18 protein-coding genes and 2 tRNA genes are annotated in these 21360 nt (G+C 46.4%); 5 read left to right on the forward strand and 15 right to left on the reverse strand.

From position 1 onward, the window contains the following. Positions 1–671: 671 nt before the first annotated feature. The 13 genes from rpsO to tpiA all read right to left on the reverse strand — a co-directional run bounded on the left by rpsO (position 672) and on the right by tpiA (position 12088). The gene (rpsO, locus tag R0I52_RS03010; RefSeq protein ID WP_075101373.1) at positions 672–938 is read right to left on the reverse strand and encodes a 30S ribosomal protein S15; all 267 of its coding nucleotides are present in this window, start codon (positions 936–938) and stop codon (positions 672–674) included. 497 nt (positions 939–1435) lie between these two features. Further along, on the reverse strand, positions 1436–1609 hold the full coding sequence (locus R0I52_RS03015) for a hypothetical protein (protein ID WP_201585067.1): 174 nt from the start codon (positions 1607–1609) through the stop codon (positions 1436–1438). Positions 1610–1676: 67 nt separating this feature from the next. Continuing rightward, positions 1677–1838 (reverse strand): hypothetical protein, encoded by a 162-nt coding sequence (locus tag R0I52_RS03020; RefSeq protein ID WP_317053102.1) that lies wholly within the window; start codon positions 1836–1838, stop codon positions 1677–1679. 102 nt (positions 1839–1940) lie between these two features. Next, positions 1941–2465: a type 1 glutamine amidotransferase domain-containing protein gene (locus R0I52_RS03025; RefSeq protein WP_317053103.1), complete on the reverse strand. Its 525-nt coding sequence runs from the start codon at positions 2463–2465 to the stop codon at positions 1941–1943. Positions 2466–2917: 452 nt separating this feature from the next. Next, on the reverse strand, positions 2918–3964 hold the full coding sequence (gene truB, locus R0I52_RS03030) for a tRNA pseudouridine(55) synthase TruB (protein ID WP_317053104.1): 1047 nt from the start codon (positions 3962–3964) through the stop codon (positions 2918–2920). Between the two features lie 9 nt (positions 3965–3973). Continuing rightward, positions 3974–4363, reverse strand: coding sequence for a ribosome-binding factor A (locus R0I52_RS03035; RefSeq protein ID WP_105244516.1), 390 nt, complete (start codon positions 4361–4363; stop codon positions 3974–3976). Between the two features lie 204 nt (positions 4364–4567). Next, positions 4568–7294 carry a translation initiation factor IF-2 gene (gene infB, locus R0I52_RS03040; protein ID WP_317053105.1) on the reverse strand — a complete coding sequence of 909 codons (2727 nt, stop codon included), beginning with the start codon at positions 7292–7294 and terminating at the stop codon, positions 4568–4570. Positions 7295–7491: 197 nt separating this feature from the next. Further along, positions 7492–8976, reverse strand: a complete 1485-nt coding sequence (gene nusA, locus R0I52_RS03045; protein WP_105244514.1) for a transcription termination factor NusA — start codon at positions 8974–8976, stop codon at positions 7492–7494. A 113-nt stretch (positions 8977–9089) separates the two neighbouring features. After that, positions 9090–9590, reverse strand: a complete 501-nt coding sequence (gene rimP / locus R0I52_RS03050) for a ribosome maturation factor RimP (protein ID WP_317053106.1) — start codon at positions 9588–9590, stop codon at positions 9090–9092. Positions 9591–10028: 438 nt separating this feature from the next. Continuing rightward, positions 10029–10105 (reverse strand) — tRNA-Met (locus R0I52_RS03055). 123 nt (positions 10106–10228) lie between these two features. Then, positions 10229–10313, reverse strand: a tRNA-Leu gene (locus R0I52_RS03060). 225 nt (positions 10314–10538) lie between these two features. Then, positions 10539–10847 carry a preprotein translocase subunit SecG gene (gene secG / locus R0I52_RS03065; protein WP_075101365.1) on the reverse strand — a complete coding sequence of 103 codons (309 nt, stop codon included), beginning with the start codon at positions 10845–10847 and terminating at the stop codon, positions 10539–10541. A 440-nt stretch (positions 10848–11287) separates the two neighbouring features. Beyond that, positions 11288–12088 (reverse strand): triose-phosphate isomerase, encoded by an 801-nt coding sequence (gene tpiA / locus R0I52_RS03070; protein ID WP_317053107.1) that lies wholly within the window; start codon positions 12086–12088, stop codon positions 11288–11290. Between the two features lie 350 nt (positions 12089–12438). Here tpiA and pilB point away from each other — a divergent pair, with 350 nt between their 5' ends. The 4 genes from pilB (at position 12439) to coaE (ending at position 17586) form a co-directional block, all read left to right on the forward strand. After that, positions 12439–14154, forward strand: a complete 1716-nt coding sequence (gene pilB / locus R0I52_RS03075) for a type IV-A pilus assembly ATPase PilB (RefSeq protein ID WP_317053108.1) — start codon at positions 12439–12441, stop codon at positions 14152–14154. A 370-nt stretch (positions 14155–14524) separates the two neighbouring features. Further along, on the forward strand, positions 14525–15748 hold the full coding sequence (locus R0I52_RS03080) for a type II secretion system F family protein (protein ID WP_105244509.1): 1224 nt from the start codon (positions 14525–14527) through the stop codon (positions 15746–15748). Between the two features lie 25 nt (positions 15749–15773). Continuing rightward, the gene (locus R0I52_RS03085; protein WP_317053109.1) at positions 15774–16676 is read left to right on the forward strand and encodes an A24 family peptidase; all 903 of its coding nucleotides are present in this window, start codon (positions 15774–15776) and stop codon (positions 16674–16676) included. A gap of 223 nt (positions 16677–16899) precedes the next feature. Beyond that, positions 16900–17586, forward strand: a complete 687-nt coding sequence (coaE, locus tag R0I52_RS03090; protein ID WP_317053110.1) for a dephospho-CoA kinase — start codon at positions 16900–16902, stop codon at positions 17584–17586. Here the strand turns inward: coaE and rlmB are convergent. Together rlmB and R0I52_RS03100 are read right to left on the reverse strand one after the other, a co-directional pair. Next, entirely contained in the window at positions 17549–18319 is a 771-nt protein-coding gene (rlmB, locus tag R0I52_RS03095) for a 23S rRNA (guanosine(2251)-2'-O)-methyltransferase RlmB (RefSeq protein ID WP_317053111.1), read from the reverse strand. The genes coaE and rlmB overlap by 38 nt on opposite strands. A gap of 267 nt (positions 18320–18586) precedes the next feature. Continuing rightward, positions 18587–18922, reverse strand: a complete 336-nt coding sequence (locus tag R0I52_RS03100) for a pyrimidine/purine nucleoside phosphorylase (protein ID WP_075101358.1) — start codon at positions 18920–18922, stop codon at positions 18587–18589. Between the two features lie 619 nt (positions 18923–19541). Here R0I52_RS03100 and recN point away from each other — a divergent pair. Beyond that, positions 19542–21221: a DNA repair protein RecN gene (gene recN / locus R0I52_RS03105; RefSeq protein WP_317053112.1), complete on the forward strand. Its 1680-nt coding sequence runs from the start codon at positions 19542–19544 to the stop codon at positions 21219–21221. The last annotated feature ends 139 nt before the right edge of the window (positions 21222–21360 follow it).

Genomic DNA, 21360 nt, shown 5'->3' on the forward strand with positions numbered 1-21360 from the left:
GTCATTAAAATTCTTTGAATATAGCCGCCCGCTGACTGACATCGTTTGCTATGTCATAGCCGCGGCGACATATCTTATTACGATCTTTGTATCCATGCCTGCCACAGATATTTTGCTGGTATGTATATGTGGCTGTGCAGATGTGGTCTTACTATCGTTTGATCGATCTATTATCTAAAACCGATGCAGCGCGCTTAGCTACCTGCATCTTATGCTACCTTGTGCAATATATTTATGATGACTGCCTTATTGGCACTCCCTGCATAAACACCCTACTCACTGGCAAGTCCTCTATCTAACAATCGCTAAGCCATCAAGTTAACAATGCATTATTTTACAGTGATTTGTGGCTATTGACCAATCAATTACAAAACGGCACGTCCACCGCTGATGATCGGCCATTATCACTATAACAGACAGTAAGAATAACACACAGCACGCGTGCCACACGTACCACCGATGCAGACAGTATTACTTCTTAACTTCTTAATTTCTTAACTTCTTATAAATAAGCATAAAAAAACGGCGTGAAACTATTCCACACCGTTTTTAGAAAAATCTATTGTATCGATATCAGCAAGTAAGTGTGACGCGCTCTGCTAGAAGCTTGACAGTTAGCGCCTAAAGGGGCGTCACTTATCTGAATGAGCGCTCATACTATCGTCGCTGTATTAACGACGTAGACCTAACTGGCTAATAAGAGTGGTATAGCGACCAAGATCTTTACCTTTTAGGTAATCAAGCAATTTGCGACGCGTGTTTACCATACGGATAAGGCCGCGGCGGCTATGATGGTCAGCTTTGTGCTCTTTAAAATGGTTTTGCAAGTCATTGATACGTGCACTTAACAACGCTACTTGTACTTCTGGAGAACCCGTGTCGTTTTCGCTGCGCTGGTATTGGGCAATGATTTGTTCGCGATCAGTATTGGTTAGCATAAATATCTCCGGCAATGCTAAAAGCTTTAAATATGCTCGAATTTGAGCGATATATAAAGCAGTAAAATAAAAAGTAAAACAGCTTATACGGCATTCAGGACAACCCTGCATTACTAGAGTTGACCTAGTGTCGCTAAGCTCAATCACATAAGATCATCATCTAAAAAAAGCAGATAAGTCACGGCTTTATCTCGCTCCTTATGAGCGCAATGATTTAAGCCTAATGCTATCTTCAAACCAAATTTAAATGTGGCGGCAATTATAACAAAAAACTGCTGACCTCGCAGCAGTTTTTCATATTAGTTTGTGATAAAAAGCGTAAGATACAAACCGACTCAAACGCGCCAAAAGATGATAGTAGATTCAGTTTAAAAATATTATAGGGCTACTGGTATAAATTTTCCTTGCATGCTGTATACACAGAGGCTGCAAAAAATTCATCCCAGTAGCGCTTTGGAACTTATGACAGTTTTTTTCCCACTGACTATAAAAAGCTTCTATTTTTTTGCATCTTTTTGTGTCGCATGCGTGCCCAACTCGTTGTCCTCTAGAGGCACCGTGGTGGCTTCTGCTAAGCTATCTGGCGTCGCATCTTCACGTGGATTGATATCCTCAGCCAGTTTTTCAATTTCTTGTTCTTGTTGATCCATATTATCTGTGGACTGACTCATAATCCCTCCTATTTTTATTATTTCTGTTTAGCTACAGCTAAACTCAATCATAAATCAGCTGTATTGATTACTGATCTTTTTTTACATTTTCTAAATTATCAGCAATTCTATCAGCCGCCGCCCCAGAACCTTCTGTGTGATTGTCTTCAGTTTGGCTTTTTAGTGCCGCCTTTGCTGATTCTGAGCGTTGTTGTTCTAGCTTTGTATCGTTTGGGTTTGAATTGGCCATGATAGTTTCCTCTTGATAATAAAACTTGATTGTAAAATAAGTCTTAGCGTTTAAAAGTTATTAGACAGAACACGTAATAGACAAAATATTGCACATACGCAGTTACGATAATGCTTTGTCAATAGCAGCAACGAAGTTGTCAATATCGTCTGGATTACGTGAGGTAATCAAATTACCATCGACTTGTACGGTCTGGTCTACAAAGTCTGCCCCAGCATTTTGCAAATCTGTCTTTAGCGAATGATAAGCCGTAAGCGTCTTACCTTTTGCGATACCGGCATTAATAAGCACCCAAGGCGAATGGCAAATCGCCGCTAAAGGCTTACCAGCATCATTAATAGCATGAATCAGTCGATGGGCGTCTTGCTTGCCGCGTATGGTATCAGCATTGACGGTACCGCCCGGCAAGACCAGCGCGTCATAGTCGTTCGCGTCTGCTTCGCTAGCAAAAATATCAGCAGTAAACGTATCTGCTTTATCGACGTCTTGCTGCATCGCTTGGACTTGCTTGTCTTTGTTAGTAGTAATCAACACTGTCTGATAACCTTTATCTTTTAGCTGGTTATTGACATCTTCATACTCGGCTTGTTCAAAGTGATTATGTAATAAGAAAGCAATGGTCTTCATCGTTATCTGTATCCTTATCGTTGTCGTTGTTAGAAACTACTTTTTATAAATTTATAGCTAAGTATTTACTATTCTATTTTTAGATAGCAAAACCATAATCCATTATTTTTACTTACTTATATTTTTATTGATAATTATTATTATCTTCCCTCTCAATCCTCTATAGTAAAACTATAATGCGTTTCTAGTTTTTCTTATAATTTATTATTATTTTTATAATCCATTCAAACATCCTGTTTTTTCTTATCTTAATAAAACTCTTAATTGTTATTTTTATTATGAGTATTTTTATTATTATGATGTCACGTTTCCCTCGCTGACTTAATCAATGTACAAAAAAAACAGGTCTCACCATAGGCGAAACCTGCAATAAAATGTGACGATATGTGATTAGTGTAAACTGTTAGTAAGCCAACCGGGCAATAAGCCGCTGATCAACCAAAACGGTAACATTAACGTTGAATAAGCTTTTTCGGTTGTAGCCTACCGTTTAGACTGACAGCACCCAAACCCAAAAACTGACCTTGTTCATCTAGCAGACGAATATCTACTGGTACGTCAGAGGCGAGAGCTGTGTTGCTCACAGTCGTTTCGTGAGCCGCAGTAGCCGCTGCTACTACTTGGCTGCTGGTAGACTGGAGAATCTGTTGGGATATATAAGCATGTAGCTCATCTGTCAATTGTGCAGACACATTTAGACGCTGTCCCATATGGACACGCTGACATTGCTCGGCCGTCAGCGTCATTTGTGCAGGTATCTCGATACAGGCATCTATCGGCATCAGCTGCGTGAAACGCTCGACCAATGGCAGATCTTCTAGAGCAGATAAAGTGATGGCATTATCAACCTTAAAGCTACCAACTTGTAAGCGGCGCAGGGCAGTGAGATGGCCGAGTGTACCGAGCGCTTTAGCGATGTCTTCACCCAGCACGCGCACATAAGTGCCTTTGCTACAAGTAACGGTTAGCTGAATTTGCTCATGATCGAGCGCTGTTAGGCGAATAGAGCGGATGATAATATCTCGCGGCTCACGCACGACGTCGATACCAGCGCGGGCATATTCGTAGAGCTTTTTACCGTCTTTTTTTAGGGCAGAGTACATCGGTGGTATCTGCTGCTGCGCGCCTAAAAACTGCTGAGCAAGCTCCTCTAAAGCGGCAGCATCAAATGTCGGCACAGAGGCCGTTGCAATTACTTGGCCTTGAGCATCCCCTGTATCTGTCTGGCCGCCAAGCAAAATGGTGGCTTGATAAGATTTGTCGGCATCTAGCTGATAGTGGCTAAACTTGGTAGCCTCTCCCAGACAAATCGGCAGCAGACCGGTGGCCATGGGGTCAAGCGTCCCCGTATGGCCTGCTTTTTTGCTGTCATGGTTTGGGGATTTAAACAAATACTTAACCTTGGACACCACTTGCTGCGAGGTCAGACCATAGGGCTTATCTACCAAAATAACCCCTGAGACTTTTATCTTGTCATTTTGCTTCGCTGGGATAGACATAATATGGGCTTACTCGTCATGCTCGTTTTTTTCGGTTTTGCTGACGGCCTGATTGATCAAGTCCATCATATAATTGCCATGCGCTGTCACTTCATCATAGTGAAAACGCAAACGCGGGGTTGTACGTGTTTTTAGGCTGTGGCTAAGCTCGGTACGCAAAAATCCTGCTGCTTTATTGAGCACATTGACGCTTTCTTCATGATTGGTCTTGGTCATCGCATCATCGAGCCCTGGCTCCATGATAGTGACATAAATGTCAGCGTAACCCAAATCAGGACTGACTTTGACACTAGAGATGGTGACAAAACCGGTCAGACGCGGATCATTGACTTCGTCACGAATAAGGACGGCAAGCTCACGCTGGATTTGATCGGCTAAGCGTTGTAAACGTTGATTCATGTTATTACCTTAATATTAGTATGGCTTAGTTAATATGGCTTATTTTTATTGGTTAAGTGACTTGGTTATGAGGACTTATCTATGGTAAAAAAGGCCTAGCAGGATGTACCTGTTAGGCCTCTGTACTACGGTCTATCCACCACACCTTTCAGACTTGGCTGATAGAGCCTATGGTCTGAGGGGTGTTTGTATCTAGCTTTGTTTTTAGATAGTACGAGCGAACTCTTGGATTTCAAAGACTTCGATCTTATCACCCACTTCGACATCATAGCCACGAACCGCAAGGCCACATTCCATACCAGTACGTACTTCATTGACGTCTTCTTTATAGCGACGTAATGACTGCAACTGACCGGTAAAGATAACCTTGTCATCACGCAAGACGCGAATAGGCTTGTTACGGTAGATTGTACCTTCGACCACCATACAACCAGCAGCAGCACCAAACTTACTAGAGCGGAAGACTTCGCGAACCTCAGCGATACCAAGGATTTGTTCGCGATGCTCAGGCGCTAGCATACCGCTCATTGCCGCTTTGACATCATCGATTAGACCATAGATGACGCTATAGTAGCGGATATCGATATTGGCAACATCGGCTTTGCGGCGTGCGGCGCTATCTGCGCGGACGTTAAAGCCGAGCAATACCGCTTCGCTAGATTCAGCAAGCGTGACATCAGATTCAGAGATAGGGCCCACACCTGAGCTGATCACTCTGACTTTGACTTCGTCCGTTGATAATTCGTTTAAGGCGGCCAGTAAGGCTTCTAATGAGCCACGAACATCCGTTTTTAGCACGATGTTTAAGGTCGATACATCGCCTTGTTCCATCTGATCAAACATGTTCTCTAAACGCATTTTGTTCTGACGCTCGAGTTGACGCTCGCGCTCACGATTGGTTCTAAAGTCCGCAACTTCACGTGCTTTTTTCTCATCAGTGACGACTAAGAACTCGCTACCAGCGGCTGGCGTTTCAGGTAAACCTAAAATCTCGACAGGAATAGAAGGGCCAGCTGACTTGATACGCTGACCTCGCTCATCTGTCATGGCGCGCACTTTACCGTAGTATTCACCTGCCAATACCAAGTCGCCTTGCTTGAGTGTGCCTTTTTTGACCAACACGCTCACCACAGGACCACGACCTTTTTCTAGTCTTGACTCGATGACCACACCTTGCGCTGAACCATCAAGCGGTGCTTCTAGCTCCATCAGCTCAGCTTGCAATCCGATAAGCTCTAACAACTCGTCGATACCGTCGCCTGTCTTAGCAGAGATACGTGCCATTGGGGTATCACCGCCCCAATCTTCTGACACCACTTCTTTGGTGGTCAGCTCATTGAGGACGCGATCTGGGTCAGCACTTGGCTTGTCCATTTTGTTGATAGCAACGATAATCGGCGTACCAGCAGCGCGCGCATGGTCGATGGCTTCTTCTGTTTGCGGCATCATACCGTCGTCAGCGGCCACGACCAAGACGACGATATCTGTCGCTTGCGCACCGCGCGAACGCATGGCACTAAATGCTGCGTGACCTGGGGTGTCAAGGAAAGTAATCACACCGCGGTCAGTCTTAACATGATAAGCACCGATGTGCTGAGTGATACCGCCCGCTTCGCCAGTCGCTACTTTGGTCTCGCGAATCTTATCGAGCAATGAGGTCTTACCATGGTCAACGTGACCCATGATAGTGACGACAGGTGGACGGGTTTGCACGTTACTGCTGCGCTCATCGACAGCATCTTGTAGATCGTCTTCGACCTTGGTATCACTGACAGGTACAGGGTTGTGACCCATCTCTTCAACGATCAGACTTGCTGTCGCTTGATCGATGGTGTCTGATTCACGAGCGATTTCACCCATTTTCATCAGTAACTTAATGACTTCACGAGCCTTGACTGCCATACGCTGTGCAAGATCTGCAACAGTGATGTGCTCACTGATTTCGACGTCATAGACGATTTTTTCGACAGGTTTTTCAAACTTGTGCTGTGAGGCTTGCGTTGAACGTAAACCGTTTTTGCGGTTTTTGAATTCACGCTCATCTTGGTTTTTACGGCGGCGGCCACGAGCACCCGTGCTATTAGCACCACGCTTGATCTCACGGCGCTCTTTTTCAAACGACTCTTCTAGAGCATCACCGACCAGACCTTCGGCCAACGGTTCATCTTTACGCACTTCTGCCACAGGCTCACGATCGGTATATTTACCTGCCATTTTACGCATTTGCTCAAGCGTACGCTTTTGCGCTTCTTCTGCTTGCTTGCGGCGTGTTTCTGCCTCAATTTCACGCAGACGCGCTTCCTCGGCTTCGCGTGCTTCACGAGCTTTACGCTCAGCAGCGGTTTCTACCTTCGGTTTGGTCGCAGCGGCTTTTTTCTTCGGTTGCTCTTTTGGCTTCACTTCAGTGGCTGCTTTGCCACCTTTTTTTACCACCACAGAGGCTGAAATATCGTCGTTTTTATCGTCAGACTTTTTGCTTGAACCTAGGCTTGCACGCATAGCGGCCAGCGTTGCCGCTTGACGCTCTTCTGCTTTTTTCTTAGCAGCAGCACGTTCTTCTGCTTCTTTAGCAGCACGAGCTTGGGCTTCGATTAAGGCTTGCTCACGGGCAGCCAACTCTTCAGCCATTTTTTCTGGATTTGGTTTTTCAAAGACTTTCTTTTTACGCACTTCCACATTGACGCTCTTAGACTTACCTGAAGAGCCGGTCACACGCGCAGTGCTAGTCGTCTTAGACTTCAGACTAATACGGCGCTTTTCTTGCTGACCATGACTTTGCTTTAAATACGTCACCAACTTCTCTTGCTCAAGCTCGGTGACTGGGTCATCCTCTGCGCGAGCAGGCAGCCCAGCATCCACCAGTTGCTGTCTTACAGCACTTGCGGTTTTGCCTACCATATCTGCCAGTTCTTTGACGGTCTTATCTGCCATTTATTATCACCTACTGTCTATTATTTGCTATATGTTCAATTCAGTTGTTGGCTACAAATGATTGGGGTAAGGCTGATTTCATGCGCTCATCTATCCGCATTGATACGGCAATAATGCCTGTGACGGTGTGAGTACCTGTTATCAGCGCTTTATTATCAATAGCATATCACCAAAAGACAGCGATATGCAGTTACCGCTTATTCATCGAACCAAGATTCCCGAGCTTTCATGATGAGTTGTCCTGCAGTTTCAGAATCTAATCCTTCGATATCTTCTAAATCGAAGACGGCTTGTTCTGCCAAGTCATCTACGGTGATGATGTCTTTTTGTGCCATTTTATAGGCCCAGCTGACCGTCATCCCTTCAAGCTCTTGCAGCTCTTGACTTGGCTCTTTCATGTTTTGTTGTTTGACCAGCTCATCTGCGATGACCACTTCTTTTGCACGCTCTTGAATGATGTCAATCGCTTCGTCGTCCAAACCTTCGATATCATAGAAAGTCTCTACAGGTACGTAGGCGACTTCTTCGATACTGGTAAAGCCAATATCCACCAGCGCTTGTGCCAGATCATGGTCGACCTCCAAACGCTCATAAAACAGCTCAATAAAGGCTTTGGATTCGTTTTCTTGACGCTGCTGATACTCTTCTTCTAGCATCATATTGAGCTTATAACCAGTCAGCTCTGAGGCCAGACGGACGTTTTGACCTTGTGAGCCAATCGCACGCGCGAGCTGGTCGTTGGTGCTAAAGATAATGTCAGCGGTCTGGGTGTCTTCATCGAGGATGATACTGCTAACATCGGCTGGCTCTAGCGCACTGATGATAAATTGAGCGGGGTCATCTGACCACACCACCACATCGATACGCTCACCATCGAGCTCTTGCTGCACCGCTTGGATACGCGTACCACGCATACCAATACAAGCGCCAACTGGATCGATACGATGGTCGTTGGTCTTGACTGCTATTTTAGCACGAGTCCCGGGCAAGCGAGCGACGTTACGGATTTCGATAATTTGCTCTGCAATTTCAGGCACTTCTTTTTGCATCAAGGCTGAGAGCATCTCAGGGTGCGTGCGTGATAAAAGCAGCTGGGCACCGCGGTTTTCACGGTTAACATGATATAAAATAGCGTTGATACGTGATTTTGGACGTAACTGCTCACGAGGCAACATCTGATCGCGTGACAAATAGCCTTCGGCATTATCACCTAAGTCGATGATATAGCCATCACGAGTTTGTTTTTTTACTTCGCCATACATCATCTCACCAATACGTGGCTCAAAAGCGTCTGCAACCAGTGCACGCTCCGCTTCACGGATTTTTTGGATAATGACTTGTTTGGCTTGTGTGGCAGCAATACGGCCAAATTCAATCGACTCGATCTGCTCTTCTTTGATGTCACCGATGGACCACTCGTCTTGATCTAAGTCACTGATGGCCAACTGACAAGCAGGCATTTCGTGATCTTCATCGGCAACCACTGTCCAATAACGATAAGTATCATAATCGCCAGTTGCACGGTCGATTGATACGCGTACCGCCACTTCTGGCTGGTCGGTATATACTTTTTTCTTGGTTGATACCACCAAAGCATCTTCTATAGCTTCAAAGATATCTTCAGGATTTAAGCCCTTTTCATTACTGACAGTTTCTACTACCGTTAAGATTTCACGACTCATGCTATACCTGTCCTATCATTTTTTAATTGACTTAAATTTTATCATTAATGTATTAACGTTGTTTTTCACCATAAACCATCTAGGTCATTTGTGCAGTCGCTCAGGTAGGCCACCTAAGCATCTTCGTATACCAGATTGGCTTTATCAATATTACTTAACGCAATATCAAACTGCTCGCCATCAGCCGCCGTCAACTTCAATGAAGTGGCATCGATACTGTCTAGCGTACCTGTCACTTTGCGGCGTTTTTGCTCACCTGTCCCGATCGCTTGGATCAAACGTAGGCTGATGGTTTGAGCAACATATGCATGCATTTGCTCATCTGAGAAAAACGCGCGATCAAAACCAGGCGATGACACCTCTAAGACATACTCACCTGCGATGGGATCATGCACTTCAAGAATACCGCTGACTTGATGGTTCACCGCCGCACAGTCTTCGATAGTGACGTGTTTGCCCTGAGCCTGCTCTTCTGGCAGCGCTTCAATATAAATGCGCAGCAACGAGCGACGGCCTTGCGGCGCAAACTCTATGCCCCATAGCGCCACATCACAAGCAGCAACTGCAGGCGCGATGATATTGGTCAGTTCTGCAACTTTGGTCGAAAGCTTCATAATTTATTTATATTTTCCTATTCACTTATCTATCGTACTCACAAACTCTATTAAAGTTATGCTGATCGTTTACCGATGATAATCACTCACCGTGATGAGTCATACTCATATATTGTAAACCAAGACAGATCGTTGTATGTATGCGCGTTTATATACGGCTGAGCAAAAAAACATCAAGCTCAGCCAAACATTGCTTTTATTATTCATAAAGCAGTACTATCGATAAAGGAGTGGGGGATAAAAGATAGTATGCTTACGAAACAATCATGCCAATGGCGGCAAGTGACGACCCGTATCGTGCTCTATAGACATAGAGCTTAGCATAAGTAGGATAGATACCGCGATAACACTGACCTTCAGATACAAAAAAACCCACAAACATTATGGTGGGTTAATCGTTACTGACAAATTTAGTGTACAAAACATCAGTATAAAAAGTGGTAGCGGGGGCTGGATTTGAACCAACGACCTTCGGGTTATGAGCCCGACGAGCTACCAGACTGCTCCACCCCGCATCAATCTAGAACGCATATTATAGGGAAGGTTTATATGATTGTCAATGCTTATTTTAAATAAAATTTAAACAAGCCATTTATCATCAATCAATCTGCCCTGACGTCATGCTGCGTCATAAAACTTGGTGCGATTGGGGGGACTTGAACCCCCACAGCTTGCGCTACCACCCCCTCAAGATGGCGTGTCTACCAATTCCACCACAATCGCGTTTTTTACTGCTTTTACTTGCCATTGAGCTTGTTGAGTGTCTATATAAGCCACTCTAAAGCTGGACTGCGAAAAACAGAAAAGGCATTGTAAATCTAACGTCTAAAAATAGCAAGTACTGCTGAAAAAAAGACCGGCATTCAAACCCTAATCCATAAAAAACCAGCCATTTACTACTCTATCGCCTACAAGGCTTCCCCCTATAGGCCGATAGTGAGCCAGCCGTTATTGAGGGTTTTGGGTCAAGGGGCGCGGCGTTTGCGGCGCTGACACCGGTGCATCTAAGCGAAACTGATCTTCTGCTTGCTTACGCGCATGTACTGCTAGTGTCATACTGGTGATAAAAAATATCACTGTCAAAACAGCGGTCGCTCGCGTCAAAAAGTTTGCGGAGCCTGCCGCCCCAAAGACGGTACCAGACGAGCCTGCACCAAAAGAAGCCCCAGCGTCTGCCCCTTTACCATGCTGTATCAAAATCAAGCCAATCATGGCAATCGCCACAATAATATGCAGGGCTAATATAAACGTAAACATGCTGGCCTCTTTTGCCGCGTAATGACGACTGATAACGGAAAATAAATCTAAGAATCAATATATAAGCTGACTTGAGTCTAACAAAGCGACAATCTAACAAGGCAACTTAAAAGTCCGGACCATTAGCAAATAACAATGTTAACTTTCTATTGCTAACCTTTTACGTTACCTACTAATTCTACTTTACCTACTATGAAAGCATAGAGGCGACTTCACGCAAAAGTCACTGCCCGACCGCTTATATATGAGATTATATAAATAAGGCGCATTGTACACGATTACAAGGGCACTGTTAAACCCACTTTTATCAACTGATAAAGACATTTTGTATACAAATGATGACCTTATCATAACCGCATGTTTATAGTGCACGCGTCAGTACCAGCAGCACTATACATACCAGTGAACCAGTTGCGATGTTAGGCGTAATGTCAGACGCCTTAGGCTCGCCCATTGCCAAAAGCTTGCGCAATTGCCAAAAAGCTGGCAGCTTTTAATGAGGCGCCGCCGACCAGTGCGCCATCAATCATAGTATCTGCCGCAAAACTGTCGGCATTGTCAGTATTGACGCTACCTCCATATAAGACTGTGATATTTTCCAATGCTTCCCCGTAGCCTGCGACCGTCTGCTTGATATGCTGATGCGTCGCGCTGACTTCAGCCACGGTAGGCACTTTACCCGTGCCGATGGCCCATACTGGCTCATAAGCGATGATAAGGCGATCGGACAAGGTGCCAGCAAGCGCAGGCTGCTGCGTTAGTATGTCTTTTATGACGGTGAGCTGCTCATCGATAACCGCAAGTGTTTGTCCAGCGTCATACTGTGCTTGTGTCTCCCCGATACAAAACACCACGCCTAGGCCTTGGTCAAACGCATGGGTCATTTTACTGAGTAAACAAGCATGCGTCTCTTGATGATACTGACGACGCTCAGAGTGGCCAAGTAACGTCCAAGTTGCGCCAGCATCTGCTACCTGCTGCGCGGAGCAATCCCCTGTATAGGCACCTGTAGTGCCACTATGCGCGCTGATGTCTTGCGCAGCACATAGTACTGGGCTGCCTTGTAGATGGGCGCTGACACCAGCCAAGTGGATACAGCTAGGGGCCACCATTAACTGGCAGCCAGCGCTATTGGCACCGTCATCTTTATCAGCAGTCGCCAATAAATCGCTTAATAATGTCTGGACATCATCGCTCGTTGCAGGATTTTGTTTCCAATTACCAATTACCCAAGCTTGCATCTGTAGTTACCCTGTCTTAAGTATTTATGCCAATTCGGCTAATGTGCGCGCCAGTATAACAAATAATTTACAACTGCTATAGTATGGTGCTGCATCGGCTGTCATGGCTTAATATGGCTGCAGCGTCTTACCGCACTAAGCCATCTGCCACTATTTATTGACTCCTTATTATCTTTTTGGTGTCGTCAATAAACAGTTTAATAGTTGCCATAAGTTCTTTAAACTAAAGTAATGTTCTATATTATTACCCTAATACCAAAAAAACTGCATAGTAGCATTCGTTTACTACCTATTTATTCGTGCAACAGCAGATAACGATACAAAACGTTTGTTATTGAGGAGAGGTCGTCATGTCTATCACAACCAGCAAATATGGTGGTTTAGCGCAGCAGCTAATTAGCGAAGGTATCGTTAGCGAAGCAAATATGAAAACCGCACAGACCGAGTCGCAGCAGCAGCAAATAGGACTGGTGTCATACTTGGTAGACAACAAGCTGGCCGACGCCTATCACTTGGCACAAATGCTCTCACAAGCTTTTGGCGATCCTTTGTTTGATCTAGACGCCCTGAGCCTCGATGCCATTCCTAAAGACTTGGTCGATGAAAAAATCGTCCGTAAGTTTAATGCCTTGCCTTTGTTTAAGCGCGGTCAGCGTTTGTTTGTCGCCTTAAGTGATCCAACACGTATCGATGCCATTGATGCCATTGCGTTTAACTCGCGGCTGTCTATCGAAACGGTGGTGGTCGAAGAAGATAAGCTCAAAAAACGCATCGAAGCGCTTTATGCAGACAGTATGCAGGGGCTTGATAGCTTTTCTGATAGCGATTTAAACGTCGGTTTTGAAGATGGAGATGACGCGGCTGATGAGGGCGAGACCAAGCTCAGTGATAGCATCGATGAGGCCCCTGTCGTTAAGTTTGTTAATAAAATGCTGGTGGACGCCATTCGTATGGGAGCTTCAGATCTGCATTTTGAACCCTATGAAAAGACCTACCGCGTACGCTTTCGTGTCGATGGAGTGATGCAAAAAATGGCCAGTCCGCCTGTCCAGCTTGCCGGTAAAATCGCAGCGCGCCTAAAGGTCATGTCACAAATGGACATCTCTGAGCGCCGTATCCCGCAAGATGGCCGTATCAAACTAAAACTGTCAAAAAACAAAGCCATCGACTTTCGGGTAAACTCCTTGCCGACACTGTTTGGCGAAAAAATCGTACTACGTATCTTGGACCCCTCATCGGCCATGCTCGGGATTGATGCCTTAGGTTATGAGCCAGATCAGCAAGAGATGTTTTTAGAAGCCCTCCACAAGCCGCAGGGCATGCTGTTGATCACAGGTCCGACAGGGTCTGGTAAAACCGTATCGCTATATACTGGTATCAACATCCTCAACACGGGAGCAACCAACATCTCCACTGCTGAGGATCCAGTGGAGATCAACCTTGAAGGCATCAATCAGGTCAACGTCAACCCAAAAGTTGGCCTAACCTTTGCCAATGCTTTGAAGTCTTTTTTGCGTCAGGATCCCGATATCGTCATGGTCGGTGAGATTCGAGATTTAGAGACTGCGGAGATTGCAGTAAAGGCGGCGCAAACAGGCCACATGGTACTCTCAACCCTGCACACGAACTCTGCCCCTGAGACGTTGACACGGCTACGCAATATGGGGGTGGCTTCTTTTAACATTGCCACTTCTGTCAACTTGGTCATCGCTCAGCGTTTGGCACGGCGCTTGTGTAAAAACTGCAAAAAAGCCATCAACGTACCGCGGCAAAGCTTGCTTGAGCTTGGCTTTACTGATGCCGATCTAGACGATCCAGATAACGTCATCTATGAACCTGTCGGCTGTAATGAATGCCGTGAAGGCTATAAAGGCCGAGTGGGTATTTATGAAGTCATGAAGGTCAGTCCAGACATCTCTCGCATCATCATGGAAGATGGCAATGCCATGGATATCAAAGATGCTGCACTCAAAAACGGCTTTCGCGATCTGCGCCGCTCTGGCATTTTAAAGGTATTACAAGGGGTGACCAGTATTCAAGAGATGATGCGAGTAACCTCTGAATAGCATCAACTCTCATCGCGTCAAAGAGGAGCATACCGCGTCATTGCTAAATGGCGTTTTTATCAAGGACATCAGCAGTAATTTCGGTCATTATTTGCCAGTCATAAGTAGGTATGGCTTTTCTTTTATAAACTAGCAATAATATCTACCAGATATATTTCAAAATAAAACAGATGAGCACTGGTTTTTTAGGCTAAAATAAAGTAGGAAATGCAAAAGGTTATGCTATCGCTACTACGCTGTGCCCAGCTGTATTTACAAGAGCAGTGCCATAAAAAGCCACTGTTATAAAAGCGGCTAAATTCGAGGTTATTGGCGAACCATCGTTTATATATTTGCAATATCTAATAAGACAATTTTTGAGGGTAGAAATATGGCAAAAGCGAAGACCGACATGCTGTCAGACTTTGTCTACGATGGCGTAAACCGGCGCGGACAAAAGGTAAAAGGCGAGACCACCAGTCGCAGCTTAGAGCTGGCCAAAGCCACCTTGCGCAAACAGGGTATTACGGTTAAGGGCATCAAGAAAAAACCCAAGCCGCTTTATACGTTTAAAAAAGCCATTAAACCCATCGATATTGCGATTTTTTCTCGTCAATTGGCCACCATGATGAAAGCTGGCGTGCCTTTGACGCAGTCGTTTGAGATTGTCGCTGACTCATTAGACAATCCCAGTATGAAAGATTTGGTATTGCAAATAAAATCTGATATCGAATCTGGTGGTACCTTTGCCTCTGCCCTACGCAAGCATCCACGCTACTTTGATGACCTGTTTTGCTCGTTGGTGGATTCTGGTGAGCAATCAGGCTCGCTTGAGACCATGCTCGAGCGGGTGGCCACTTATAAAGAAAAAAGCGAGATGCTCAAAGCCAAAATCAAAAAAGCGGTCAAATACCCAATTGCCGTTATTATCGTCGCCGTCATCGTGACCATGATTTTGCTCATCAAAGTGGTACCTGTGTTCTCTGATCTTTTTGAGTCTTTTGGCGCTGAGCTGCCCGCCTTTACCCAAATGGTGGTGGGTATGTCTGAGTGGATGCAGTCATGGTGGTTTGTTTTGATTGTGCTCATCGGCGGCGCCATTATCGGGTTTTCAGAAGCGAAAAAACGCTCCAAAAAATTCCGCGACTTTTTGGACCGCGCTGTTTTGAAAATACCTGTGTTTGGTAATATCGCTTATCAAGCGATTATCGCCCGCTTTGCCCGCACCCTCTCAACGACTTTTGCCGCGGGGGTACCGCTCATCGATGCGCTGGACTCCACAGCAGGCGCGACCAACAACGTGGTGTTTTATAATGCCACTCAGCAGATCAAAAACGACGTCTCTACCGGTCAGCAGTTACAGTTTTCGATACGTTCTACCAATTTATTTCCCAGTATGGCCATACAGATGGTCGGTATTGGTGAGGAGTCTGGTAGCTTAGAGGAGATGCTAGACAAGGTGGCGGTCTATTATGAAAGCGAAGTCGATAACGCGGTTGATGGCCTGACCAGTTTGATGGAGCCTATGATTATGGCGGTGCTTGGGGTATTGGTCGGTGGCCTCGTGATTGCGATGTATCTACCGATCTTCCAAATGGGCTCAGTGGTCGGCTAATACCTCACTCAAGGACTGCGATTTCATGCAATTTATACAGTTATTACAAGACAATACGACCGTGGCTTTGGTCGTATTTGGGTTATTAGGGCTTTGTGTCGGTAGTTTTTTAAATGTGGTCATCCATCGGCTCCCGCTGATGATGTTTGCAAGCTGGCGGCAAGAATGTAGTCAGTTTATGGCTGAGCAAGCAGACATGCCGCGCGAGCATACGCAGCCGCTGACCCGTATCGTCGCAGGCGACAGCACCATTACCTTGAGTCGGCCGGCGTCGCGCTGCCCGCACTGCGCTCATAAAATCACTTGGTATCAAAACATCCCTTTGATCAGTTGGCTGATGCTGCGTGGGCGCTGCGCTGCTTGTAACGCCGCCATCGGTATCCGCTATCCAATGGTGGAGCTGATCACTGCCCTACTCTCTGTGCTGATCATCTATCAATTTGGGGTGAATGCAACAGGCTTATCGGCGTTGGTCTTAGTATGGACACTAATCGCCTTAACCGGTATCGATTTTGATACTCAGCTCCTCCCTGATCGCTTAACCTTCCCTTTGGCGGGGCTAGGTCTGGCAGTCAACAGCCAAGGCTGGTTTGTCTCACCCAGCCAGTCTATTTGGGGCTTACTGTTGGGGTTTTTGTCATTATGGGTGGTGGTAAAGCTGTTTTATTTGATTACCAAAAAACACGGCATGGGTCAGGGTGACTTTAAGTTGTTGGCCGTATTGGGCGCTTGGCTGGGGCCTATGATGCTCCCGCTTATCATCTTACTCTCCTCCCTGCTCGGCTCGATCGTCGGGCTGGTCTTAATGAAAAAACAAGGCGAGAGCAGACCCTTTGCCTTCGGCCCTTACATTGCTATTGCCGGTATTATCGCCTTATTATATGGCACAGATATCGTCAGTTGGTACTTAGGCATGTATACTTACTAGAGCAGACGCCTTTTTCCTTGTTTGGCGGCAATTTATCTTATTTTTATCGCCATTTTTTAAAATGAGGAAACACTCTAAAAAACATACTCTTAAAGCAGCAAGGTAAGTGGCAATAGCGCTTACCCCTCTCATCTTTGTGCCAGCCTCAGATCATCAGCACAGATGGGGCAAAACAGCTGCGCACGTTTTCCTCTCTATCATATCGGTCAGATAAGTCATTATTATGTCAAACTCTAACGCTTCACCTTATTCTCACAAGCCGCAAACCCGCCAAAAGCAAAGCAAGACACTGGTGGTCGGATTGACAGGCGGTATCGGTAGTGGCAAATCTGCTGCTAGTGACTGGTTTGCGCAGCAAGGTATCGATATTATCGATGCCGATGTGATCGCCCATAAGGTGGTGGCAAAAGGCAGCGCGACACTGCGCAAGATCCAAAGAAAATTTGGCGACTGGGTGTTAAATGGCGACGGCTCGATGGACAGAGCGGCGGTGCGTACGCACGTTTTTACCCATCCCGAAGCGCTCATCGAGCTTGAAGCCATTACTCACCCAGCGATAAGAGAAGCGGCAAAAGCACAGTTAGCCGCCAGCACCTCGCCTTATGTGGTGCTGTCCGCGCCGCTACTCATAGAGGCGGCAGAAGCGGGGCTAGCAAACTTGTGCCAACGAGTACTGGTGATTGATGCCAGTGAAGATACCCAGCTTGAGCGCGCCAGCCAGCGTGATGAGCAAAGTGTCCAAAAGATCAAAGCTATCATGGTCAATCAATTAAGCCGCGAAGCGCGCAACCGTCACGCTGATGATGTCATCTTAAACGATCGCGACCTAGCGGCTCTGTATGCACAACTGGAACCGCTACACCAAAACTATCTTACGCTTGCCCAGCAGCTAAAGTACGCTGCCGATTGACCTCATATAGCGCCATACCGGTGGCCACGCTGACGTTTAGGCTTTGTAAGTTGCCATGCTCATTGCCCGACATCGGGATATAGACCAGCTCATCACAGCGCTCTGTGGTCAACCGGCGCATGCCCTCTCCTTCCGAACCCATGATAATGGCCGTCTTGCCGGTCAAGTCCGCTGCATGTATGGGCTTGGCCGCATCACTAAGCGCCGTACCAAACACAAATACACCAGCATTTTTGATGTGGTCAAGCGTACGAGCCAAATTGGTCACACTGACAATCGGCATCAGCTCAGCGGCGCCTACAGAGACTTTTGCCACTGTTGGGGTGAGGCTGGCGGCGTGATGTTTTGGACAAACCACCGCATCCACGCCCATCGCAACAGCCGTACGCAGACATGCACCGAAGTTATGCGCATCAGTGATTTGATCGAGTATCAGCAACAAACACTGCTCGCGCCCCGCGATGGTGTCTAGCAGGGCTTCGTCCGCGAAACCTAGAGGGCGGGCATTGAGTACCACGCCTTGGTGCTGCGGGCTGCCGCACAGCTGGGTCAGCTTGTCTTTTTGTGTGGGCTGAATGCTGATGCTATTGGCCTCGGCTTCGGCCATGATTGCTTGCACGTGAGGGTCGCTATCACGGCCTTGTTGGACAAACAAGCTAAGACCATCGAGCGGACGATGTTTGAGTAAGGCATCAATTGCATGAATGCCATAAAAATAAATGGGTTTTGCCATAATAGGCCTACTTAAGTATCAAATGGATATCGCTAAAGCGATAAGAAATAACGATAAAAAACAACAATAAAAAAACAGTGTAACCTCATCAAAAACAAATAAACCATACCGACTGATATGGTTTATCCGCGATCGATTGAGGTTTTTATTTAGGGTGACGCTTGATGAGTACCTAATTTGGTTGATTTTGCTAAGAAGACTATATGCAGATTATCTAGCAAAATGCAGGTAGGCGGTGGCCTATGCCATTGCCGAGTGTATGCGTCTTTAGCCTTCTAAATGACAGATATACTGTACGATCTCTTCGGTTCTGAGGTTAAAGCCGCTGTTGCCTTCGACCACAAATGACTGGCCTGCACGATAGTAGCTAAACGCCTCCTCACCATTTATTTTGACCTCGCACTCCCCGCTGGTAATCTCGATGCGCTCAGAAGTATTGGTACTAAAATGATAATGCTCCACCAAATTATCACAAGGTAAGATGATGCCTAGCGTCTTATGACGTCCATCCTCAAACATAATGGTATGGCTTGAGCAACGACCATCATAAGAGACCGTCGCATGAGCATTGACTGTTACATTGGTAAATTGCGCCGCTGTCATAGTGGCTTCCTTATCAAATAATTATGGTAAAACTAAAAAATAAGTACAGATGAAATGACTTTATGAATCAGCATTGCAAGCAGCCTAGCCTACTATAAATGTGCTGTATTCGATCGAGTGACAGTCTTTGCCCAATGGAGGACACAGACTCTCGCACACATACTGACATCAGCCTTAATATCTAGTTGATATCTGGTTGACAACTTAAGATGCCAACCCACGCATGCCGACTATGGTATCGATAAGATATTACGATAAGATGACTTATCATTATCAGGCGCCAAGCATAAAACCAGCTAGCAAGCGTTTGTCATTATGTGAGATTATGCTACCACATTATATCTATAAAGTTTGTTACAGGGGCAAGGAAAATGTTGCGGCAGGCGTAAGAGACGCCACCGGTGGGCCGCTGACTTTATCCAAAGCGGGCTGCAGAGATTTATGTTATTGCGCAGCTTTATGATTTGTATTTAGCGGCGTTTGCCACCATAATATTTGCCAATCACTATAGTCTATTGAGTACCATAAACGAGCCATTTTATCGTTGTATTTATTCTATTTTAGCGATGACTTCATCTAAAGAATCGGTGAAACTCATTGTCTGTCATGAGAGGCGTTGATGCTAGTATCACTCACTTTACATCAGTTTGCATTGATCGCTCAGCATGAGCTGAGTATGGCGGAAGGCTTTAACGTCATCACCGGCGAGACAGGTGCGGGTAAATCGCTACTGCTCGACGCACTATCTTTGTGTGCAGGGGAGCGAGCCGACAGCGCCATGATCAGACATGGCGCGGCACATGCCGATATCTATGCTCAGTTTGATGTGGCAAACAATGCGCTCGTCGCAGAGTGGTTTGCCAACCATGATCGCGTCTTAGATGAGCCAGATGTGTTGATTCGTCGCCAGCTTAGCCAAACAGGGCGCTCAAAGGCTTGGTTGAATGGTACACCCGTCAGCTTAGCTGAGCTAAAGAGCCTCGGTACACTGTTGGTCAATATTCATAGCCAGCACGCCCAGCAAGCACTGCTAAAGCCGCAGTTTGTGGTGCAATGGTTGGATGCCATGGCACAAACCACCACGCTGGCTGCGCAAACCGCGAGCAGCTATCAACACTATCAGCAACTAAAACGCCGCGCTGATGAGATTGCCAGCCGCGAAGCGCTGCGCCATGACCGTATCCAGCTATTACAAAGCCAACTGGCAGACATCGAGCCGCTCCTCGCTGTGGATTATACCGACATCGAAGCGGAGCACGAAGAGCTGTCTAATATCGAAGCTTTGATGATGGAAGCCAGTCATGGCCTGCATCTGCTCGACAACGATACCGATGAGCCAGACGTCATGACCCTGCTTGGGCAAGCGATCAAGCTGTGTGATAACCAACTGGGAGTCAGTCAGACGTTTGAGCAAGCCTCAGAGCAGCTACATCTGGCTCAGCAGCAAATCACCGAAGTCACAGGATTGCTATCAGATTATGCCGAACAACAACTGCCCGACCCTGAGCGCTTGCAAACCTTAGACACTCTTATCAGCCTTAGTCATCGCCTCTCGCGCAAGCACGGCTTACCCGCCGTTGATTTGATTGAGGAAGCCAACCACTGGCAAGCGCAGTTAGAACAATTAGAAAACGAACCAAGTAGTGATGCCATGGCCGCGCAAATCGAGCAAGCGTGGCAGGAATATCTGCTGCTGGCCACTAAGCTCCAAAAAGCACGCGAAAAAGCCGCGCCAAATATTAGCAAACAACTGGTACAGCAGCTGCAGCCACTAGCGCTACCCAATGCGCGCTGCGAGTTTGTCTTTACCAAAAAACCCGATCCAAGCCAATATAATGCACAAGGCTGTTATGATATCGATTTGTTGTTTAGCGCCAATGTCGGTATGCCCATGCAGCCGCTGCATAAAATCGCCTCAGGCGGGGAGCTGTCGCGGATGGCACTGGTGATGCAAGTGCTACAAGCCACCAATGCGGACAATGATGCCGCCAAGCCTATGTTGGTCTTTGATGAGGTCGATGTCGGTATCAGTGGCGGCACCGCGCAGGTGGTCGGTGAGCTCCTGCGTAAACTGGGGCAGACCCAGCAGCTACTGGCCATCACGCACCAAGCACAGGTCGCCGCGCAAGCGCACCAACATATCTTGGTACAAAAACATCATGACGAGCAAACCGAAAGTGAGCTGGTCATCTTGACAGATAGCGCGCAAGTCGATGAGCTGGCACGCATGTCGGGCGGCGTCACCATCACGGAGGTCACTCGTGATCACGCTCGTAGCTTGCTAACGGATGTCAAATAAGGCGTTTGCTATCCCGCATAGCAATTCTACGGCTCTGCATAGATGGATGTCGTTAGCCTATTTTAAAACAGTGAGCGCAGAGCTAAAAAACCATTGCGAGCGAGACCACTAAAACCAAACCGCTGCTAAATATTTGCTT

This window comes from Psychrobacter sp. CAM01 (genome assembly GCF_032842965.1).
GTDB lineage: Bacteria > Pseudomonadota > Gammaproteobacteria > Pseudomonadales > Moraxellaceae > Psychrobacter > Psychrobacter celer.

Bases quoted from the DNA above. Each gene is read 5' to 3' on its own strand.
- rpsO (WP_075101373.1), bottom strand. From the start codon at position 938: ATGCTAACCAATACTGATCGCGAACAAATCATTGCCCAATACCAGCGC.
- R0I52_RS03015 (WP_201585067.1), bottom strand. From the start codon at position 1,609: ATGAGTCAGTCCACAGATAATATGGATCAACAAGAACAAGAAATTGAA.
- R0I52_RS03020 (WP_317053102.1), bottom strand. From the start codon at position 1,838: ATGGCCAATTCAAACCCAAACGATACAAAGCTAGAACAACAACGCTCA.
- R0I52_RS03025 (WP_317053103.1), bottom strand. From the start codon at position 2,465: ATGAAGACCATTGCTTTCTTATTACATAATCACTTTGAACAAGCCGAG.
- truB (WP_317053104.1), bottom strand. From the start codon at position 3,964: ATGTCTATCCCAGCGAAGCAAAATGACAAGATAAAAGTCTCAGGGGTT.
- R0I52_RS03035 (WP_105244516.1), bottom strand. From the start codon at position 4,363: ATGAATCAACGTTTACAACGCTTAGCCGATCAAATCCAGCGTGAGCTT.
- infB (WP_317053105.1), bottom strand. From the start codon at position 7,294: ATGGCAGATAAGACCGTCAAAGAACTGGCAGATATGGTAGGCAAAACC.
- nusA (WP_105244514.1), bottom strand. From the start codon at position 8,976: ATGAGTCGTGAAATCTTAACGGTAGTAGAAACTGTCAGTAATGAAAAG.
- rimP (WP_317053106.1), bottom strand. From the start codon at position 9,590: ATGAAGCTTTCGACCAAAGTTGCAGAACTGACCAATATCATCGCGCCT.
- secG (WP_075101365.1), bottom strand. From the start codon at position 10,847: ATGTTTACGTTTATATTAGCCCTGCATATTATTGTGGCGATTGCCATG.
- tpiA (WP_317053107.1), bottom strand. From the start codon at position 12,088: ATGCAAGCTTGGGTAATTGGTAATTGGAAACAAAATCCTGCAACGAGC.
- pilB (WP_317053108.1), top strand. From the start codon at position 12,439: ATGTCTATCACAACCAGCAAATATGGTGGTTTAGCGCAGCAGCTAATT.
- R0I52_RS03080 (WP_105244509.1), top strand. From the start codon at position 14,525: ATGGCAAAAGCGAAGACCGACATGCTGTCAGACTTTGTCTACGATGGC.
- R0I52_RS03085 (WP_317053109.1), top strand. From the start codon at position 15,774: ATGCAATTTATACAGTTATTACAAGACAATACGACCGTGGCTTTGGTC.
- coaE (WP_317053110.1), top strand. From the start codon at position 16,900: ATGTCAAACTCTAACGCTTCACCTTATTCTCACAAGCCGCAAACCCGC.
- rlmB (WP_317053111.1), bottom strand. From the start codon at position 18,319: ATGGCAAAACCCATTTATTTTTATGGCATTCATGCAATTGATGCCTTA.
- R0I52_RS03100 (WP_075101358.1), bottom strand. From the start codon at position 18,922: ATGACAGCGGCGCAATTTACCAATGTAACAGTCAATGCTCATGCGACG.
- recN (WP_317053112.1), top strand. From the start codon at position 19,542: ATGCTAGTATCACTCACTTTACATCAGTTTGCATTGATCGCTCAGCAT.